Origin of the sequence: Streptomyces sp. NBC_01549 (genome assembly GCF_026339955.1) — a bacterium.
In the GTDB taxonomy this organism is placed as follows: Bacteria; Actinomycetota; Actinomycetes; order Streptomycetales; family Streptomycetaceae; genus Streptomyces.
On sequence record NZ_JAPEPW010000003.1, the window covers coordinates 855,658 to 874,358 of the forward strand.

Genomic DNA, 18,701 nt, shown 5'->3' on the forward strand with positions numbered 1-18,701 from the left:
AATGTGCACGATCGGAGCAGGCGCGGAACGCGGAGCACCTGATTCAGCCGTTGATCAGCGAAGGAGACGATGTGACCGACATCGAGCGGGTCGGAGTGGTGGGCTGCGGCCAGATGGGGGCGGGCATCGCCGAGGTGTGCGCCCGCTCCGGTCTTGAGGTCAGGGTCGCCGAGACCACCGGAAAGGCCCTGGAGATCGGTCGCACCCGGCTGCTCAACTCCCTGGCCAAGGCGGCCGAGCGCGGCAAGATCAGTGAGGAGGAGCGGGACGCCGCACTGGAGCGCCTGAGCTTCACCACCGACCTCGGCGAGTTCGCCGACCGGGACATCGTGATCGAGGCCGTCGTCGAGAACGAGCAGGTGAAGACCGGTATCTTCCAGGTGCTCGACCAGGTGGTGACCCGACCGGACGCGATCCTCGCCTCCAACACCTCCTCCATCCCGCTGGTGAAGCTGGCGGTCGCCACCTCGCGTCCCGACCACGTCGTCGGCATCCACTTCTTCAACCCGGCCCCCGTGCAGCAGCTCGTCGAGCTGATCCCGGCGCTCACCACCTCTGAGGCCACGCTCGGCCGCGCCCAGCTCTTCGCCGAGAAGCTCCTCGGCAAGCACGCCATCCGCGCCCAGGACCGCTCCGGCTTCGTCGTCAACGCGCTGCTGGTGCCCTATCTGCTGTCCGCGATCCGCATGTTCGAGTCGGGCATCGCGAGCCGCGAGGACATCGACAACGGCATGGAGATGGGCTGCGCCCACCCGATGGGCCCGCTGAAGCTGTCCGACCTGATCGGCCTGGACACCATCGTCTCCATCGCCAACTCGATGTACGCCGAGTACAAGGAGCCGCTCTACGCCGCTCCCCCGCTGCTGCAGCGCATGGTCGAGGCGGGCCGGCTGGGCCGGAAGGCGGGGTCCGGCTTCTACACCTACGGCTGATTACAAGCTGCGACGCTCCGACGTGCCCGGCACCCGACTCGGTGCCGGGCGCATCTGTTTCACTCCCGCCTCCGCACCGCCGTATCCAGCTTCTCCGAGACCTGCCAAGTCAGCGGCCGCCGGCCCAGTGCCCAGCTGACGACTTCCTCCGCTATGGCGCGCAGTATGACGTTCAAGTGCTGGGAGATCTCCCGCGAAACCGCCCAGCCGTTTTCAGGGGGCGTCCGAGGGGTCGCGATCAGGACATCAATGGCCTCCGCCGCATGTCAGCGGAGGGACCCGGGCTGTTGTCCCAATTCCTGTGGGCCCTGGTGCGCGACGGTCGAACCTTCGAGATCACCGCACCACCGCCCCCGGCTTACACGCTCACAGCCTGTCACCGACACCAGTTGGCAACTCCATTGGGAATCCGTAGCCCACCTCACTTGTTATTTCCGCCGGGACGTGAGCTGTGGATGTACTGGTCGGCCCAGGCGCTGATGATGTGAGCGGCTCGCTGCGCTTGTCCTCGTGCGGTCAGGAAATGGTCTGCTCCTTCGAGCGACACGAAACTTCGCGGGTGTCGTGCCTCGCGGAAGATCTCCCCGGCGTTGGCGATGTCGACGGTGTTGTCGGTAGGCGAATGCATGACGAGTAGCGGCAGGTGCAACTCGCGTATCCGGTCACGTAGGCGAGCTTGGTGGACGTCGTCGACGAAGGCACGCTTGAGGACCAGGGTCCTCCCGCCGACGAACCACTCGTGCGATCCTTCACTGAGAACGCGTTCCGTGACCGCGTCGTACTGTCTCTCGACGTGGCTGGGGTCGGCAGGTGCCCCGATCGTGGCGACCGCGCGGACGCCGGTTACCTCGGCCGCTGCGGCGATGGCGGCGGCGCCTCCCCACGAGTGTCCCACCAGCAGGTCTGCTGGAGTTCCTCGCTCTGCCATCAAAGTTGCTGCACGGACGGTGTCCTGGACCTTGATGGTGAAGGAACCGTCCCCCCAGTCGCCGTCGGAGTCTTGGATCCCGAGGTTGTCGTAGCGCAGCATCCCGATCCCCTCGCGTGCCAGCTGCTTGCTGACACGCGAGGCGGCTGGCGAGTCCTTGCCGAGTGTGAATCCGTGGACGAAGACTCCCCAGCCCCGGATCTCGCCTTCTGGCAGGTCGATCGACCCGGCCAGTTCGGGGCCGACGACGCTCTTGAATCTCACTTTTTCAGTCATGTTGTGATCGCCTCGGCATGGACTGGTCGTGGGGTGAGGGCAGGCGGGCGGGTGAGGGCGACACCGGCTAGTGCCACGCTCGTGCTCCACGCAGGGGAACCTTGCGCGCGGTGCTCGTCGCTGTCGGCGCGTCAGACGGCCGGCTTGTGGACTGCGGAAGGCTTGGTGGTGAGCAGTGCCGTGATCTCATCGGCGAGGTGTGGGCCGAGCTCGCCCCAGCCGTCCTTGTAGCCATAGACGCCGGCCAGGGCGCGGGCCTCGTAGTCGCCATTCATGATCTCGATGTCGTTGGCTGTGATGAGTGCCGGGTGGGCGACGCCGACGGCCGCCGAAACTTTGATCAGCTCCTGGCGCAGGGTGCGCAGGTAGACAGCGGCCCGGGTGGCCTTCGAGGTCGGGTCGAGGCCGCGGGCCAGCCACGGGTTCTGGGTGGCGATGCCGGTGGGACACGTGTCGGTGTGGCATTTCAGCGACTGGATGCAGCCGATGGACAGCATCGCCTCACGGGCCACGTTGATCATGTCGGCACCCAGAGCGAAGGCGACCGCTGCGTTCTCGGGCAGGCCGAGCTTGCCGGAGCCGATGAAGGTCAGCTCGTCGGTCAGCCCCAGCTCGGCGAAGGTGCCGTAGACCCGGGAGAAGCCCATCCGGAACGGCAGCGAAACCGAGTCGGCGAAGATCCGCGGCGCCGCCCCGGTGCCGCCCTCGCCGCCGTCGACGGTCACGAAGTCGACACCACGGTCACCCCGCGCCATCAGCGTGGCCAGTTCCCGCCAGAAACCCATCTCCCCCACCGCGCTCTTGACCCCGACCGGCAGACCGGTCTCGGTGGCGATCAGCTCGACGAAGTCGAGCATCGAGTCGACGTCGCTGAACGCGCTGTGCCGCGACGGGGACGCACAGTCCTTGCCGACCGGGATGCCGCGGATACCGGCGATCTCCGGGGTCACCTTTGCACCCGGCAGCAGCCCGCCCAGCCCCGGCTTGGCGCCCTGGGAGAGCTTGATCTCTATCGCCCTGACCGGGGCACCGGAGACCACCTCCTTGAGCTTGTCGAGGTTGAAGCTCCCGTCCTCGTTGCGGCAGCCGAAGTACGCCGTCCCGATCTGAAGGACGAGGTCGCCGCCGTTGCGATGGTACGGCGAGAGACCGCCCTCGCCCGTGTTGTGCATCGTGCCCGCCAGCGCCGCCCCCTTGTTGAGCGCCGTGATGGCCGCGCCGGAGAGCGATCCGAAGCTCATCGCCGAGATGTTCACCACACTTGCCGGCCGGAACGCCTTGGCCCGCCCGCGTGGCCCGCCCAGCACCTTGGCCGAGGGCAGTGGCGCCTGCGGGTCGTGCGCGTCGGGCAGAGGACCGGCGAACGTGTGCTGCTTCAGGTAGGCGTGCCCCTGCACGTGCTCGACGTCGACTTCGGTTCCGAACCCGAAGTAGTTGTTCTCCTCCTTCGCCGACGCATAGAGCCAGGCGCGCTGGTCACGGCTGAACGGGCGCTCCTCCTCGTTGGAGGTCACGATGTACTGCCGCAGCTCCGGCCCGATCGTCTCCAACAGGTACCGGGCGTGCCCGATCACCGGGAAGTTCCGGAGCAGTGCGTGCCTCTTCTGAATGAGGTCGTGGGCAGCCAGCAGCGCCACTGCTGTTGCGGCGGCCGCGCCGATCCTCCGGGTGTGCATGAACATTCCTCCTCGATGCACGACTCCATCGCCGTGCGGTGGAGTCGTTGTGTCGTGTTGGGCGTTGGGCGGCGGGCACGGCCAAGCGGGCATCAGCATCCGCCGAAGAATGCGAAAGGGTGCAGATCTTTTGAGGGTGTCTGGCACGAGCGTGACCTGCGGGTTCGTGATCCAGCAGGGCTACGCCGTGTCAGTTACGCCCGGCCGTACGGCGCCGACGCGGATCAACGGGTGCTGTGAGAGACAGACGGGCAGGTCGGCCGCGATGGGCTTCGTGGGACGATGAACTCGATCCGTACAAAACCGCAGGTGGGCCAGACCCTCAAAAGATCTGCACCCAATGCGAAATGACGTTTCGGTCAGGCTCACTCGCAGGCGCCGGGTCCGCGTATTCCGCAGGGGCTGCGGGGCTTTGGGGCCAAGTGGGCTCACCACGAGCGCAGGACGGCGACGCGGGCCCGTGATCCGCCCTGGGCACAAGCCGCCGGTTGCCGACGCAGGGGCGACGCACCTGAGTGTGCTCCGGGCGAGCACTCAGCGGCGGGTGCCCTCCCCTGAGCGGTCCGAGTATGTCTGGATGCTGCGGCGCCAGTCGTTCACAAAGTGCCGATGACCGAGTTCGCCGGAGTGGACGAACATCGCCAACTGATTCTCGATCCAGGGGTCGAAGTGCAGCAGTTGGTCTTCCACCCAAGGGACAAAGGGCCCACTCGCTATTCGGTACGTGCCAGTGTGACCGTGGCCGTCGTCATACAGGCTGCCGTAGTCCTGGTCACCGCGGTCATGGAGCCGCTGACCGTGAGCATGGGCGCCACGGTCGTGACGTATGCCGTGGAGGCCTACGGTCTTCGTGTCCGCGGTCAGGACGGTCTGGGCAGGGGTGGGCCCGCTGTCCCGCGAAGTGGCCGCAGTCGCGGAGCCGCCGACGGTGAGGAGAGCGCCTCCGGCGAGTGCGGCAGAAACGCTTACGGTCGCGATACGCCGCACGAGCTTCTTCACAGTCTTTCCTCCTCGCACTGTCCGCCGCTCCGTGCCTGCTGACGGCGGACGCCCCGTTGTCTTGGCCCTGGCAAAGTTACGCACCCATACATAGTTGAACAATAAACTTGATGCGTGAAGTAAATCACCCGAATGACCCGGAATAAAGGAGAGCGATCAACCATGGCTGGCTTTCAGTCAGCCGCACGGAACCTCGGCGCCACGGTGCGCCGCCGAGCCGGCGTTGCTGCTCGGACGGCGGCGCGCCAAAGCATGCCTTCTCAGAGGGCGTTTGATCTAGGTGGATTGCCCTTTATCTGCTAGTAAGTTCCTCGCCAGGTGTGTGTCGTCTCGTCCGTTATGCGCTTGGTGAGGTTGTCGATCGAGGCGACGTGGATCATGGTCTCGGAGCTGGCGCGCAGGGTCTCGTAGTCTCGGGCGAGGCGCCGGTGCAGCATGATCCAGCCAATACTTCGCTCGACAACCCAGCGCCTTTTGACCACGTGGAAGCCGCGAACTCCGGGGTTTCTGTTGACGACTTCGACGTCGATTCCGAGGCTGGCGCCGTGCTCGATAACGGCGTTCTTGAAGCCGGTGTCGACCCAGCTCTTGGAGATTGGTCAGGTAGGTTTTCTTGGCCTGGTCGAGGAGCTGGATTCCGACGGCGTTCTCGGACAGGCTCGCGGCGGTGACGGTCACAGCGAGGACGAGTCCGATCGTGCCGGTGAGGATGCCCCGTTTCCTGCCGACGACACCTCTTCCTGCCCGCTGCATGGCGGCTGTTCCTGCCCGAAGAGTGGGCGTCCGACACCGTTCGCATGGACCTCACGCGCATACCAGCAGACGTCACGCACCGCGAGAAGTGGCGCCTCGCCCTGGACATGCTCGCGGCGCTCGCCGGCTGGGGCATGAAGCCGCCGGTCGTGGTGGCCGACGCCGCGGCACCAACGCTCACCTGCGGACGCGCTGTGCAAGCGCGGACTTGCCCACGTCCTGGCCGTCCGCTCGGACGTGAGCGCCCACCCTTTCGAGACGAAGCCCGTCGCGCCGGCCCGCAACGGGGCCACCGGCTGCTGGCCCCAACCCCGCTACCGGCAGACCGCACCGTCGGTGGCAGTCCTGGCCGCCGCCCTCGGACAGGAGGCATTCACCCCTGTGACCTGACGACACGGCTCGAGAGGGGAGTTACGCTCCCGCTTCGCTGCCGTGCGCGTGCGCCCGGCCGGCAAAGCCGTCGAGCGCCCCATCAAAGCCGCGGCCTCGGCCCAACAGGGTCGGTGGGACGGGATCCTGCCCGCCTGCTGGCTGCTGATCGAATGACCCGCCGACGCCGAAGCGCCGACCGATTACTGGCTGTCCAACCTGCCGGCCGACAACCCGGTCGCCGACCTTGCCCGTCCGGCCAAGGTCCGCTGGCGCATTGAGCACGACTACCGCGAACACTTGGATTTGGGCCAGCGCAGGCCACGTGCCGCCGGTTGTGTTCGGCCCCGCCGGGGCGGCCGCCTGCTCGTCCCGCCCGGACCGTCGCTGAGCACCGGCGGCAGTCGGTATAGGCCGTTCACAGGATCCTGCGCACCCGGTCACCCCCTCCTGCTCTACACCGACGGCCTGGTCGAACGCCGCCACGAGGACATCGACGGCTCCCTGTGCCGCCTCACCGCCGCGGCAGTCACAGCCCCCGGAGACCTCCTGGATCTGCTGCTCGCCGAGATCGTCCGGGACGACCCTGCGGACGACATCGCCCTGATCGCTGCCCGTCCGGGCCGACAGTGACCGACCTGGCTGGCCGCCGCAGCCGTGACGCTTCCCGTCGGCCGCCGCTCCCGATCCCTCACACAGCCGCGGGCGGGAGCTCCGCCCGCGCGGGACGGACGGCCTGGATGTCCAGCTCGATACGGATGGTGGTGCCGATGGCGGCGATGCCGTGGGCGAGCATCTTCTGCCAGGTGAGGGTGAAGTCCTCGCGGTGCAGTTCGGTGACAGCCTTGCAGGCCGCCCGGGGCTCGCCCTCCATACCGATGCCCAGACCCAGGTAGGTGGTATCCAGCTTCACGGTGCGGGCGATGCCGTGCAGTTCCAGTACCCCGGTCACCTCCCAGTGGGAGCCGCCGCGGTGTACGAAGTCGCCGCCGCTGAAGAGCAGGTACGGGTGGGTGGCGACGTCGAGGAAGTCCAGCGAGCGCAGGTGGTTGTCGCGCATTTGGACGCCTGTGTCGATGCTGTCGGCCTCGATGGAGACCTCGATCTGGGAGTCCCGCATCCGCTCGGCTATCCACAGGCTGCCGGAGAAGCGGTTGAACCGGCCGTGGATCTCGGCCAATCCGATGTGCCGGGCGACGAACCGGACCGCGGTGTGGTCCGGGTCGATGTCCCAGCGGCCCGGTTCCGGGACCGGTGGGAGCGAGGCGGCGATCATCTCGATCACCCCGGCCGAGGCTCTCCCACCCGGAAGCACCCGAACAGGGACACGACGTGGCTGAAAACCGTCGCAGACCACCGACAGGTGATAGTCGCCGGGCGGCAGGGCGGCGGTGAACAACCCGTATACGTCGGTGCGGCCCTCCGTCACGGTATGCCCCGCCTGATCCAGGACGGTGACCGCAGCCTGCATCGGCAGCCTGACGGGGTCCACAACCTGGCACTCGGCCCGGCCCGCCCCCTCGGGCAGCGTGAGGCCCCCACGCCCGACCACTCCGCCGCCCCTGATGTCCTTGGTTCGTCGCCGCCTTAGAAGGGTGGTGAGCATTCCCGCGCCTTTCGTCGTCGTATCCGAAATCAAGCCACCCTGTCAGGCTTTACATGTTCCCTACCATGAATGCTCGCGGTACGGACCGGTAACGGTCCGTACCAGAGGTCCTGCGGAACGTGCGGGTCAATGGGCCAGGTGTTCCCCGCGGTGAGAGAGTCGCCGGCTGTCGGTCCGTCGTGGCTGAGGTACGGTACGGCCCGGATGATCTTCCCGTCGGCATGCGGCGGGTGCCCCAGCGCCGGGTGAACTGGGAGATCAGGAACAGGCCCCGGCCTCCGTCGTCACTCGCGCGGGGGTGGCGCAGGTGCGGTCAGGTGCTGCTGGCACGAAGACCTCGCAGATCAGGGTGCGTTCCAGAGTCAGCCGGGCCCAACGCGTGCCGGATGGCGTTGGTGACAAGTTCACTGACGACGAGTTCGGCAGTCAAGGCCAGCTCTGCCAGCCCCCAGGAGTCGAGTTGGCGGGCGGCCATCTCGCGGGCCCGGGCGACGACGGCGGGGTCGCTGGGAAATTCCACGAGGCGACGTGCGCGGTGTCCAGGCCACGGGCTCGGACCAGGAGCAGGGCCGCCTCGTCGAAGACCGGCCGGGTGGGTGCAAGGCCGTCGACGACGGTCCGGCACGACCGGTCTGTCCTGTCCATGGAGGGTGGTGACGCGCAGGTCTCGGCTGAGGGATCTTGAAATGGGTGAGGACCTTCTGGCCTGGTGTGGATTGCGACATCTGCACCTGCGACCAGAAAGGCCCTCGTGCGACACCGCGATGCACCCCCGACGGAGAGACCGCCGGTGGTCGGTGGAAGGCGCCGTGCCGGGGTTTCTCGTTCAGCAGGGCAGCGAGCCCTTTCGGAGCCATCCGGGGCCCGGACCGTCGACCTCGGCGCCCAGATCCTCCGGCAGCATCTTGAGGGCGGTCGCGGCCTCGCTGAGGCGGCCGCCCAATCTGTGGCCGTACCAGAGGTAAACCCATCCAACAGATGAAAGCCCCGATGGGGTTGAAGAATGGCCACGTTGTGCTTGAATCGTAAACGACTCGGCCGGGCTCTGTGCGCCATGGCGCGCAGAGCCCGGCCGAGTCGTTTACGAGCGTGCAGTACTGGCCGGAGCCGACGATCTCGGCCCGCCCCGCCCCGATCAGAACGCACCGCGGGGCCCCAGCGCCCTCCTGACCGGAGGGCCGTGTGCCGCTTCCGCGCCGAGACCAGCACGGCACCGAGGACTCAGGCGTGAGCGTCCGTGACACCACTGCGTAGGGCACACCGTGCTCGCGGTTCCTCCCGCCCGTCACACATGAGCAAAGGATGCTCCCATGACCGCCACCGTTTCCAACTTCTACTACGGGGCCGTGACGCCGATTGCGGCCTATCTGATGGCCTGCCTGGGAGCGGCCCTCGGGCTGCGGTGCACGACGCGGTCGCTGCGGCGCACGCATCAGCACCGAAGAGCCCTTTGGCTGATGCTGGGCGCAGTGTCGATGGGCTGCGGCATATGGACCATGCACTTCATCGCCATGATGGGTTTCAGTGTCGAGGGCGCCCTGGTCAGCTACGACTGGACGACGACGCTGATCAGTCTTGGTGTCGCGATCGTGTTCGTCGCCATCGGAGTCTTCCTCGTCGGCTATCGGGGCTCGTCGCCGGGGAACCTCGGTGTGGCGGGCGTCGTCACCGGTCTGGGCGTGGCCGCCATGCACTACATCGGGATGGCCGCCATGGATATGGACGGGACTCTGCAGTATGACGTGCGGACTGCGGTGCTATCCGTGTTGATCGCCGTCGTGGCCTCCGTCGCCGCCCTGTGGGCGGCGGTATCCGTTCACGGGGTGTGGTCGAGTCTGATGGCGAGCCTCGTCATGGGGGTGGCCGTGACCGGTATGCACTACACCGGCATGGCCGCTGTCGCGGTTCATCTCAGCCACGCGACTTCGACCCCGCAGTCGTCCGCCGGTCTGCTGTCGTTTCTCCTGCTCATGCTTGTCGGCCCCCTCGCAGTCCTCGTAATCGCCGCCGTGATCGTCTTCTTCGACCCCGACATCATGCTCGGGGACGGCGAGTGGAATCCAGCAGCGCCCACGCCGCGAAATGCTGACGCCACCGCCACCACACAGCCGGTGGCCCAGACCCCACGCACACACGGCTGGCAGTAATGGGGTCGGGGTCGGCTTCACGCAAGGCGCGCAGGGGGCCGGGCGCGCGGTCGACGAGCAGGTCGATGATGTCTCTCCCCTCGTGGAGATCCTAACTGCAGGGGAAGTTGGGAGCCATGTCGGAAAGGCGACCGAAGTCCGGTCCAGAGTTCCGTGAGGGGGCTGCCCGGATCGTCACGGAGACCGGCAAGACGATCGCCGAGTTCGCCGAAGGCCTCGGGATCAACGAAACCACCGTGGCGAGTTGGGTCTCCGCCCCCGCCGTACGGGGACGGCGCCGGCTGGCGGGAGTGACGAGCCGGAGCGGCTACAGCGGGATAGCGCCCAGCTCAAGCGGGACAACAAGGAACTGGTTATGGAGCGTGCTTCCTAAAAAGCTGCATGGTCCCGTGGGTGAAGTAGCCGTGGCGGACCGGCTCAAGTGGTCGGGTGATCAGCGACTTCAGGAAACGAGCACGGCATCTCGCACCGCGTCTGCTGGTCGAGGCGGGCTTCGCGCACGTCGGCCCAGGCCCTGTGTCCCTGAAGAGTCTCCCGTCTGTAGGTGGCGTTACTGACTTCCCCTCGTCAGGGTGAACTTTCGCGAAGTCGCTGATGGGTCCGGTGTGGTGGCTATATCCCGTGGTGTGTGAGGTATGGGGATGGGGGCGGGCTGTCTGCTGCGGGACGACGGCGCCGGGAGTCGGTACGGATGCAGGCGGCCGAGCTGTTCGAGCAGAAGATCAAGCCGATAGAGGTCGCACGGCGCCTGCGGGTGAGCCTGAAGTCGGCCTACCAGTGGTACCAGCTGTGGCGGGACGGCGGTGCGCGGGCTCTGGTCTCCGGCGGACCGAGCGGATCGCGGTGCCGTCTGTCCCCGCGCTGCCTGGAGAAACTTGCCGGGTACCTCGAGCAGGGGCCGGCCGTGCACGGCTGGGTGGAGGACCAGATGTGGACCGCGGCGAAGGGTGGCCACGCTGATCGGCAGGAAGTTCCACGTCTCTTACAGCGTCTCCGGGGCGACGAGGCTGATGCACCGGCTCGGATTCAGCCCGCAGGTCCCCGCGCGGCGGGTCGCCGAGCGCGACGAGCAGGCCGTCACTGCGTGGAAGGAGGCGACCTGGGCGGAGGTAAAAGAGCCCGGGCGGCCTGCGGAGGCTACATCTGCTTCGAGGACGAGGCAGGCTTCACCCGTCGGCCGCCCAAAGGACGCACCTGGGGCCGGCGCGGCCACACCCCGGTCGTGACAGTCAGCGGGCGACGCTCGGGGCGCCTGTCGGTGGCCGGGCTGATCGCGATGCGGCCGAGTTCCCGGACCCGGCTGTGCCACCGCCTGCGCACCCATCCCGCGGGCAAGGGCAAACGCCGCAGCATGGGCGAGCGCGACTTCATCGCGCTGATCGACGGTGTCCACCAACTCGTCAAGGCGCCGATCGTGCTGGTGTGGGACCGGCTCAACACGCACGTCTCCCACGCCATGCGTGAGTTGATCGCCGAGCGTGAATGGCTGACGATGTTCCTGCTGCCCGCCTACTCGCCCGACCTCAACCCCGTCGAAGACGTGTGGGCACACGTCAAACGCAGCCTGGCCAACCTCGCCGTCGTCGCCCTCGACCGACTGGAAACGCTCGTCCGCAACCGACTCAAACGCCTGCAGTACCGGGCTGGCACCCTCGACGGTTTCATAGCGGGCACCGGCCTGACCCTCGACGGTCCAGCGTCACCTTGACGAGCCGAAGTCAGTAAACGTCAAGCTCAGTACAACTGAGCAACAGCAGGCCACGATCAAAATCAATAAACAGCCGGACCAGCTACGTCACATCAGCGCACCGGACGAGGCTGTGCGGACAAGGCGCGCTTGGCCACCGACTGGCTGCTGCCGGAGGATAGAACTGTAGTGATGTGGTCTGTGGGGAGCGGGGGGTGGGGGCGAGGGGCGGTGGAGGGGACCAGGCCGACGAGCGCCACGTACTCGGGAAGTGTGAGGTCCCGCTGGTAGGGGTTCCGGGCGTCGTGAAGCAGGTGCCAGTAGTCCCGGGCGACGGCGTTGCGATCGGTGGAGGCCGACAGGCCCCAGGTTGCCCGGGCTGACTCCCGTACTTCCTCGAGGGCACGGAAACTGAGCAGCTGTTCACGCTGCGTGGGATCGTTGAGCCGCATGCGTTCGAGGGCCCAGGCGCCCTCCAGCAGGAACTGGTAATCCGCCCGGTCCTCCACCGCCGCGGTGAAGACGTGACGCAGGAACCGCACCAACCCCATGAGGGTGTCCTCGCGCCAGTGGTCGCTGGGTGGTTCGGCTCCGGGCCACCGCATCCCGATCCCCGCAGCCAGCTCTGCCAGCCGGGCTGCGGTCGGCGACGGCCGGAACTCGACCAGACGAGCGCTGTCACCGCCCATGACCATCAGGATTCGGTCCTGATCCATCCCCCCCGCACCATCCTCCGCCCACACGGTGTACAGATCGCCGTTGGGTGCGTAGACCGCGTCGTACAGGTCGCCGACCGCGTCAGCGAGTTGCTGGGCGAGGGAGCTGTGCCACAGCGGGTCGGCGCCCCCCGGCAACTCGCCCGAGCGGCAGGCAGTAAGAACCATCGTTCTGCGGGGCGCGGGACGGCCGGGCTCGGCAGCGGGCCTGGGCCGGTTGAAACTCTTCCTGTGCCGCAGCACGTCGCCGTTCAGCTGACCAGGGGTGAGCTCTACATTCGTTCCGTCGTTGGCCGGCAGCAAAAAGTACCGCTGGGGACTCCGTTGCTCGCCGTGCAGGTCAAGCCAGTAGGAGGGCGGCAGATCGCCCGGCCAGGGGTACGGCAGGGTTCGCGTCCGATCCGACGCTATCCATTCATCGTCGGCTGTCAAATTCTCTGGATAACCGAGCCGATACTGCGTTGTCTCGGGGAGAAATCGCATCTCACTGGCTTCCAGCACGGCCCTCATCTCATCGTCGAAAAAAGCTCGACCATACGGGTTTCCCGAACGGTCCACGAGCGGATACGACCGGTATGTCACCGCTCCTGGCTGCGGGGTTCGGCTCGCGTCGGCCACATCCAGGTTGTCGGGACGGCAACGCACCCACACACCCGGTGAGCGTGTTTCCCGTTCGTTCTCGTGGGGCCTCATCACCAGGATGTCCAGACCCCGAGGAGAGGTGAACGAGAGCTCCTCGGTGTAGGCCCATACGTCATGTCCGGTCTGGCGGGCCACTGTGCGCGGCAGATCGAGGTCCACGTCGCCCATGTGGCTCCCGGCGAGGACGATCCCGGTTGCTCCGCTCAGTGTGGGGTCCGCCGCCACCAGACGGGCGAACTCCTCGTGACTGAGCCCGAGCCACCGGCTGCTGACCCGGTCCCACGCCATCACCGTCCTGCTGGCGGGGTCGTACAGTGCCTGGACGCTGTACGGCCGCATCCCCGGCTGGTGCCATGGCGCTCTCTGCGACGTGTCCGCGGCGGGGTTCCGCGGATAGCGGAAGGCTGGGGTTATCACGTTACTGGTCAACAGGCGCCGGGGGATGCCGGCGCTGCCCCAGTCGCGCCCAGGGTTGCCATCGTAGTCGGTGGACGAGCTGTCGTGGTCGAGCAGCGCCCGCTCGGCATGAAAGGCGCGGAGCTCTTGGGCGGTGCAGGTCCGCCCGGCCCGCCTGACCCGCACGGCCGAATTGACCAGCCGCCGCAGGTCGCCCTCCCCGAGGTCCTCGTAGTTGGTATCGGTCAGATGGAGCAGATACCGCACCATCGCCTCTGGGGTGTGGATGCCCAATGCCTGGCCGTCCTGGTGCAACAGCTCTCCCACCAGGACGTCGGGAGACATACCCGGATGCGGCACGAAGGGCACCGGCGTCGCCCTGACGGGCCTGATACCACCCGTGCGGGGGCGTTGGACGGCCTGCGGCTGGCGCCCGGCGCGCCCCGAGCGCTTCGGCGTCACGGCATGACCACCGCGCACCCGGCCGGCCCGGACGACCGCGCCGGTGCCCTCAGAAGACTGACCATGTCTACTGGCCACGCCACCCACCGTTGCCGTCGTACCCGTGGTGACGCCGTCGGCCGGGAGGAAAGTATGGGCATCCGGGGCGGTGGAGCGTGCCTCCAGGAGAGCGCCCTCCGCGGCGGCGTCCGGCGGCACCCTGGTAGCTGGTGTGTGCGTGGCCGAGTCCTCTCGTGTGGTGGGGTTTTCTGTGGCGGTGTGCTCGGCGGCGGCGTGCTGAGGGCGGGGGGCGGTTGGGGCCGTCATGGGTATGGGGTCAGGTCCGGCCGTGAAGGGTCGGGTGACGGCTGTGTGGCGTGCCGGTGGTCGGAAAGCGACCTGAGCTCTGTCGACTCCTGGCGCGGGTACCCGGCCGGAGCCCGCGGAGGAATCACTGGACGTCACCATGTCCGACGGTGGCCGTCCAGACCCGACCGCACCGGCAGTCTCCTGGGCACGGCTGCCGCCGGGAACCGCCGTGACGGCACTCCGGACAGTTCCGGCGCCGGCCGCGGCAGCGGAGGTGGCATGGGTGGGCTCGGGCTTGCCGATGCGCCGGCGGTCCGTGAACGTGGCGTGCAGGTGGTTCGTCCCGGCACCGCCAGCGACGCCGGCTGGCGGGGTGACTGCGGATTCGTTCTTTTCTGACTCTGTGGACGTCGCGGTGTGCGCCGGGCCGGCCTCGGTGGAGGTGCCGGCGGCCGGCACCTCCACCCGACTCCCGGTGATGCGGTCCACAGCCGGGGACGGCACTGTTCCGGCATCCACCGCATGTTCGGCAACAGCATCGGTCTTTACGCCCGGCACCGGGGTCGCCGCGGTCACGGGTCCCGCGGTAGGCGCGTCCCTGGTGAAATACCGGGCCGGTGCAAAGCCCGGTACGCCCGACGGGCGGGAACTCACGGTATGGGCCTGCGCGGCCCGCACTGTCCCCGCAGGCAAGTCCGGAGCGGAACCTTGCCCCCCGCCCGCACCGGACAACTCGCCGTCCACGGCACTGGCCGCAGAAGCATGCGCCGCTGCGGCCGCGACCGTCCCCGGACCGGCAGCGCTCGCCGGCTCCATCCCCGCCGTGCCTGTCGCGGCCGCCGTGTCGATTGGTCCGGACGACGAGGCGACTGCGGCAGCATACGGCTCCCTCGGCACCAGAGAACTCCTGGCCGCTGAAGGGATCCCGGCTGCTGCGGGGACTGCTGTCTCCGTGGCGGGGGATGGTGCGTTGGTCTGTGTTTGGGTCGGGTGGGCTGGTGTGTGGGTCTGTGTGGGTGTGAGTCCTGCGGCGATAACGGTCGCGTCGCTTGCGCCTTCGGTCCCAGTGGCCGTACCGGAGGGCTCTGCGCCCGTGCCGGAGGGCTCTGCGCCCGTGCCGGAGGGCTCTGCGCCCGCCGCGGTCCGCGTGGGAGCTGGATCGGCGGTGGCAGCGGCGGGTGCTGTGCCGGGGTGTGCGCCTCGCAGTTCTGTGTGGAAGCCCGGCAGTCCACCGGGCGCGGCACCACCCTCCGCGGCCGCCCCAGCCGCAGCCGGAAGAGCTGTGTACCGGGGCGGTCCGGATGCCGTGCCATCCCCGGCCCCGGCCCCGGCGCTTGCCCCGGCTCCCGGAGCGGCGACCGGACCCGTCCCGCCTGCCGTTGCCGGCCCCGCCTGCGTCTGCGGCGGCCCGGCCGGGCGGGAGACGACTTCGGCCTTTACGGGTGTGCCGGAGGGCGCGAACGGTGACGTGCCGGCCGGGACCGTTGCCCCCGGTCCGGTTGGGCCCGGCATCCCCTTCGTCGTGTCGCCGGTCTTGAGGTCCAGCTCCGTAAACCCGCCACCGCCCTCACCATGGGGGATGTCGATGTGGGGGATGTGGATGTGGGGGATGTGGATGTGGGGCCGTTCCGCCATGACACCGACGGCACCGGAGATGAACCCGAACGGCAGACTGCTGTCATACCCCGACACGACATTGCCCAGGACCGTGGCACCCAGCCCCGCCGCCCCGCCCACCGCGGCCCTGGCCGGCAGCGACCTCAGCCCCGCGGCACTCTTCCACTCCGTGAAGTTCTCCGCCTTCCACGCCGGCCGCGTAACCGCCGGCGGCGTCACCCAGCTCGTCATCTCCGCCCGGACCCCGGCCACACGAATGACCCGCTCCTCACCCTTGAGGCCCTCCGCGTCAGCCCTGCGCGCCCCGAACTTCTCCCCCAGCCTGCCCACCGCGGACTGCACCCCATGAATCAGACCCGCGCCCAGCATGCCACCGGCCACACCCGTCAACGCGCCGAACGCCGTGCTCTGCGTGTTCCACGACCGCCGCGTCCCCGCCGCCATCTGACCGGCCTGGATCCCCACGTCCAGACCCACGTTGAAAGCCGTGCCCGCCAGCGCGCCGTTGACCATCCTGCCGCCCAGCTCACCCGCCGAACGCGCCACACCCTTGTCCACACCCAGCCGCTCCAGCAACTGCGCGATCCGGCTCGCGGAAGCCGCACCCGCCGCCTGCAACGCACGCGAGAACGACGCACGCGCGGCCACCGAACGCAAAATCCGGCCCAGCAGCGTCCTGGCCACCACCGCCGCCGCGGCCTCCACCGCCTCGATCAACGCCGAAACACCCGGCACCCACGACCACGGCAGCAACGCCGCCAGCTCCGCCGCCAGCCAGATCATCACCGCGATGATCATCAACTTGCCGTACTGGATCTCCGCCGCGGTCGACTTCGCCGAATCCCCCAACGCGGTCGCCGTCTCCACCAGATCCGGTATCACGGACGACAGCCGGTCCAGCAGATCCGTCATCGCCTCACCGGCCGGACCGGTCGCACTGGCAGCCGCACCGGGAATCACACGCCGCAACGCCTCAAGGATCTCACCCAGCAGCCGGGCCGCCTCCTGGTCCAGCTGCCCCAGCTCCCACAGGAGCCCCTCCTTGACCTTCGGCCACCGGTCACCGATCACGACCGGCGCCAGCCAGGCCAACGCCCCCGGCAACTCGATGGTGTCCACGCTCAGCTGTCCCTGAGATCGGCGGCGATCTTCCCGGTCGTCTCATCCACCCGCTGGAACACACCCGCCGTGCCATGCGCCGCGTCCGCCGAACCCGCCCCCAGCGGACCCAGACCCTGTACTGCCTCCACCAGCCCCTGCTGAGCCGGCAGGAAACTCTCCCTCAACTGCCGGCCCTCCTCACCATCACCGAAAACATCCCCGTCGCCCAACTCCCGCGTCCGCGCCCCGAGCCGGTCCGCGACCTCCTTCCACCGCTCACCCAACTCACCCAGAGCCGCCCCCACCCGGGCCACCCCCTCAGCGTCATTCCTGACCATCCCACCCACCACCAACCACCCCCCACACCAACACCCCGCCATCCTGCGGAGGCAGGGACCTGCCTGTCCTCCATGCCCGGCGGTCCGTTCGGACGGACTCATGCCATACAGCTCGCAAGGGCACGCGCACCGCCGCTCGCACGGCGTACGCATCACTGCCCCTGCACCCTCTGAGCCCTGGCTTACCGGCACACACCGCCACTCAACCGCGCTGTGCGCCCCCGGGCCGGCCATCCCGAGCGCAGGACGCCTTTCCGTCCCCGAGGAAGGGCCCCAACGGGCCTGCGCCGTCATTCCTGACATGCAGTGTCACGAATCAGGCTCTGCCAAGCCCACCAGCTCGTCGATCAACTGGTCGTCCACGGCCTTCGCCGACGCAGCCTGTGGACTCGGCGGTCTCGGCGGCCTCGGACTCGGACACGTTCTCACTGGTCATCGATGCATCTTCCATGATCGGGAGTTACGCCGACGATTTACAGTCCCTTTACCACCAGGAGTTCGGGCCGGACAACGACTGCGGCTGGGAGAACTGGGCTGGCCCGGCAGGAACGGCGGGGCGGCTCGCCGAAACCCTGGGCATTTCCACCCTGGCCGACCTCGGCTACGAGAACGCTGCAGACGGCCTGCGCCACCCGGCCAAGAAGCCCAAGGGCGGTGAACTCACCGAGTCCGGCCAGGCGTTCAACGCCGTGATCCGGGGCATCCAATCCACCCCGTTGCCGAGCGGGCCAACGCCCTGCTGAAGGTCACCTTCAAGGCCCTGCGCCGGGTCAGCCCGCCCCTGCGCCATCACCCGGATAGCCCTCGTCCTGCTCCAGCTCGCCCTGGGGGGTACGCGTGAGTGGCATACGTCGTGCATGGCGGGCCAAGTGCGGGCGGAGGCGAGGACGATCCGGTCGTACAGGCGGCGGATCTCGTTCATGGTCGGGGGGCGAGTGGTGTCGGCTAGGCGGGTATGTGCCGGCTCCGCATAGCGGTGAGGAAGGCCATGGCGAGCATGCACACGGGGCGTGCCGGTACCACGAGCACCACTTGCGAACTTCGTGCTCGTCGAGGCCGACCTGGCCTTTTGCGGCCTGGAACGCCTCCTCGACCATCCACCGCTGCCCGGCGGCGGTGACCAGTTCAGCCAAGGTGGTGCCCGGGGCGGTGTGGCAGAGGAAGTAGGCGACCTCGCGGACGAGCTCGCCGGTCTTCTTGTCCTTCTTGTTGGGCACGGTCGAGCGGCGGATCAGCAGATGTCTTTCGAAGGCTTGCAGGGTGGGGGCGAGTTGGACGCTGGCCCAGTCGTACTCGCGCCGCCCCTTGGCGCCGCTGGCGCACGAGCGGCGCTCGAACGTCCCTTGGGCACGAGAGCGTACAGCTCGCGGGCCTGCCGGGTACGGTCGTCGGGCAGCGGCAGCACCTCGTTCTTGGGGATCGCCAGCACACAGCGCACCCGGCGCTCTTCCAGCCAGGCGCGCAGCGCGCGGCACTGGCCGTACGCCTCGTCGGCAAGGACGTAGGTGAAGGGCACGCCGGCGTCCAGGGCGCGCTCCAGCACGCGCCGGGCCAGCTCCGGCTTGGTCGCCACCGTGGTGGCCCGTTCGGGCGGGATGCCCTGCTCGGCACAGCGACGCTCGTGGTCGGCGGTGGTGCCGACCCAGGCGCGTCCGAGGTAGAGCTCGCGGTCAATGAGCGTGCGGCCCCGGCTGGAGCCGTAGGACAGGTGCAGGCTGACCTGGGCGTTCTCGATCCGGCCAGGGGCCCGCATTTCAATAAGTGCTCT

At 68.3% G+C, this 18,701-nt stretch carries 15 protein-coding genes and 3 pseudogenes; 9 read left to right on the top strand and 9 right to left on the bottom strand.

Annotation, left to right across the window (positions count from 1 at the left end):
- Positions 1-71 precede the first annotated feature (71 nt).
- Positions 72-932, top strand: coding sequence for a 3-hydroxybutyryl-CoA dehydrogenase (locus OG819_RS50290; RefSeq protein ID WP_266656428.1), 861 nt, complete (start codon positions 72-74; stop codon positions 930-932).
- 421 nt (positions 933-1,353) lie between these two features.
- Here OG819_RS50290 and OG819_RS50295 read toward each other — a convergent pair whose 3' ends face one another.
- From OG819_RS50295 to OG819_RS50310, 4 genes and pseudogenes are all read right to left on the bottom strand, one after another.
- On the bottom strand, positions 1,354-2,136 hold the full coding sequence (locus OG819_RS50295) for an alpha/beta fold hydrolase (RefSeq protein ID WP_266656430.1): 783 nt from the start codon (positions 2,134-2,136) through the stop codon (positions 1,354-1,356).
- A gap of 131 nt (positions 2,137-2,267) precedes the next feature.
- Positions 2,268-3,812, bottom strand: coding sequence for an FMN-binding glutamate synthase family protein (locus tag OG819_RS50300; protein WP_266656432.1), 1,545 nt, complete (start codon positions 3,810-3,812; stop codon positions 2,268-2,270).
- A gap of 534 nt (positions 3,813-4,346) precedes the next feature.
- Positions 4,347-4,811, bottom strand: a complete 465-nt coding sequence (locus OG819_RS50305) for a hypothetical protein (RefSeq protein WP_266656434.1) — start codon at positions 4,809-4,811, stop codon at positions 4,347-4,349.
- A 299-nt stretch (positions 4,812-5,110) separates the two neighbouring features.
- Positions 5,111-5,555 (bottom strand): annotated as a pseudogene (locus OG819_RS50310) (transposase); the annotation flags it as partial.
- A gap of 20 nt (positions 5,556-5,575) precedes the next feature.
- Between OG819_RS50310 and OG819_RS50315 the strand changes: the two are divergent.
- From OG819_RS50315 to OG819_RS50325, 3 genes and pseudogenes are all read left to right on the top strand, one after another.
- Positions 5,576-5,671, top strand: a pseudogene (locus OG819_RS50315) (hypothetical protein); the annotation flags it as partial.
- A gap of 130 nt (positions 5,672-5,801) precedes the next feature.
- Complete coding sequence (locus OG819_RS50320) at positions 5,802-5,954, top strand: hypothetical protein (RefSeq protein ID WP_266656436.1); 153 nt, start codon at positions 5,802-5,804, stop codon at positions 5,952-5,954.
- Between the two features lie 279 nt (positions 5,955-6,233).
- The gene (locus OG819_RS50325) at positions 6,234-6,566 is read left to right on the top strand and encodes a SpoIIE family protein phosphatase (protein ID WP_266656438.1); all 333 of its coding nucleotides are present in this window, start codon (positions 6,234-6,236) and stop codon (positions 6,564-6,566) included.
- A 58-nt stretch (positions 6,567-6,624) separates the two neighbouring features.
- Here the strand turns inward: OG819_RS50325 and OG819_RS50330 are convergent, their stop codons facing one another.
- Together OG819_RS50330 and OG819_RS58885 are read right to left on the bottom strand one after the other, a co-directional pair.
- Complete coding sequence (locus tag OG819_RS50330) at positions 6,625-7,539, bottom strand: YceI family protein (RefSeq protein ID WP_266656440.1); 915 nt, start codon at positions 7,537-7,539, stop codon at positions 6,625-6,627.
- A gap of 313 nt (positions 7,540-7,852) precedes the next feature.
- Positions 7,853-8,059: an ATP-binding protein gene (locus tag OG819_RS58885; RefSeq protein ID WP_323139457.1), complete on the bottom strand. Its 207-nt coding sequence runs from the start codon at positions 8,057-8,059 to the stop codon at positions 7,853-7,855.
- 790 nt (positions 8,060-8,849) lie between these two features.
- On the opposite strand from OG819_RS58885, the gene OG819_RS50340 reads away from it, so the two are divergent.
- Together OG819_RS50340 and OG819_RS59360 are read left to right on the top strand one after the other, a co-directional pair.
- The gene (locus OG819_RS50340; protein WP_266656442.1) at positions 8,850-9,686 is read left to right on the top strand and encodes an MHYT domain-containing protein; all 837 of its coding nucleotides are present in this window, start codon (positions 8,850-8,852) and stop codon (positions 9,684-9,686) included.
- 691 nt (positions 9,687-10,377) lie between these two features.
- On the top strand, positions 10,378-11,394 hold the full coding sequence (locus tag OG819_RS59360) for an IS630 family transposase (RefSeq protein WP_266656444.1): 1,017 nt from the start codon (positions 10,378-10,380) through the stop codon (positions 11,392-11,394).
- A 92-nt stretch (positions 11,395-11,486) separates the two neighbouring features.
- On the opposite strand, the gene OG819_RS50350 is transcribed toward OG819_RS59360, so the two are convergent.
- Positions 11,487-13,472 carry a lonely Cys domain-containing protein gene (locus OG819_RS50350; protein ID WP_266656446.1) on the bottom strand — a complete coding sequence of 662 codons (1,986 nt, stop codon included), beginning with the start codon at positions 13,470-13,472 and terminating at the stop codon, positions 11,487-11,489.
- A gap of 2,038 nt (positions 13,473-15,510) precedes the next feature.
- Between OG819_RS50350 and OG819_RS50355 the strand changes: the two genes are divergently transcribed.
- Positions 15,511-15,843, top strand: a complete 333-nt coding sequence (locus OG819_RS50355; RefSeq protein ID WP_266656448.1) for a hypothetical protein — start codon at positions 15,511-15,513, stop codon at positions 15,841-15,843.
- 138 nt (positions 15,844-15,981) lie between these two features.
- Entirely contained in the window at positions 15,982-16,629 is a 648-nt protein-coding gene (locus tag OG819_RS50360; protein WP_266656450.1) for a hypothetical protein, read from the top strand.
- Here OG819_RS50360 and OG819_RS50365 read toward each other — a convergent pair.
- Complete coding sequence (locus OG819_RS50365) at positions 16,616-16,933, bottom strand: hypothetical protein (RefSeq protein WP_266656452.1); 318 nt, start codon at positions 16,931-16,933, stop codon at positions 16,616-16,618. The two genes, OG819_RS50360 and OG819_RS50365, sit on opposite strands and share 14 nt — an antisense overlap.
- 557 nt (positions 16,934-17,490) lie before the next feature.
- Between OG819_RS50365 and OG819_RS50370 the strand changes: the two are divergent.
- Positions 17,491-17,754, top strand: a pseudogene (locus OG819_RS50370) (transposase family protein); the annotation flags it as partial.
- Between the two features lie 410 nt (positions 17,755-18,164).
- Here the strand turns inward: OG819_RS50370 and OG819_RS50375 are convergent.
- The gene (locus OG819_RS50375; protein WP_266656453.1) at positions 18,165-18,686 is read right to left on the bottom strand and encodes a transposase; all 522 of its coding nucleotides are present in this window, start codon (positions 18,684-18,686) and stop codon (positions 18,165-18,167) included.
- Positions 18,687-18,701 lie beyond the last annotated feature (15 nt).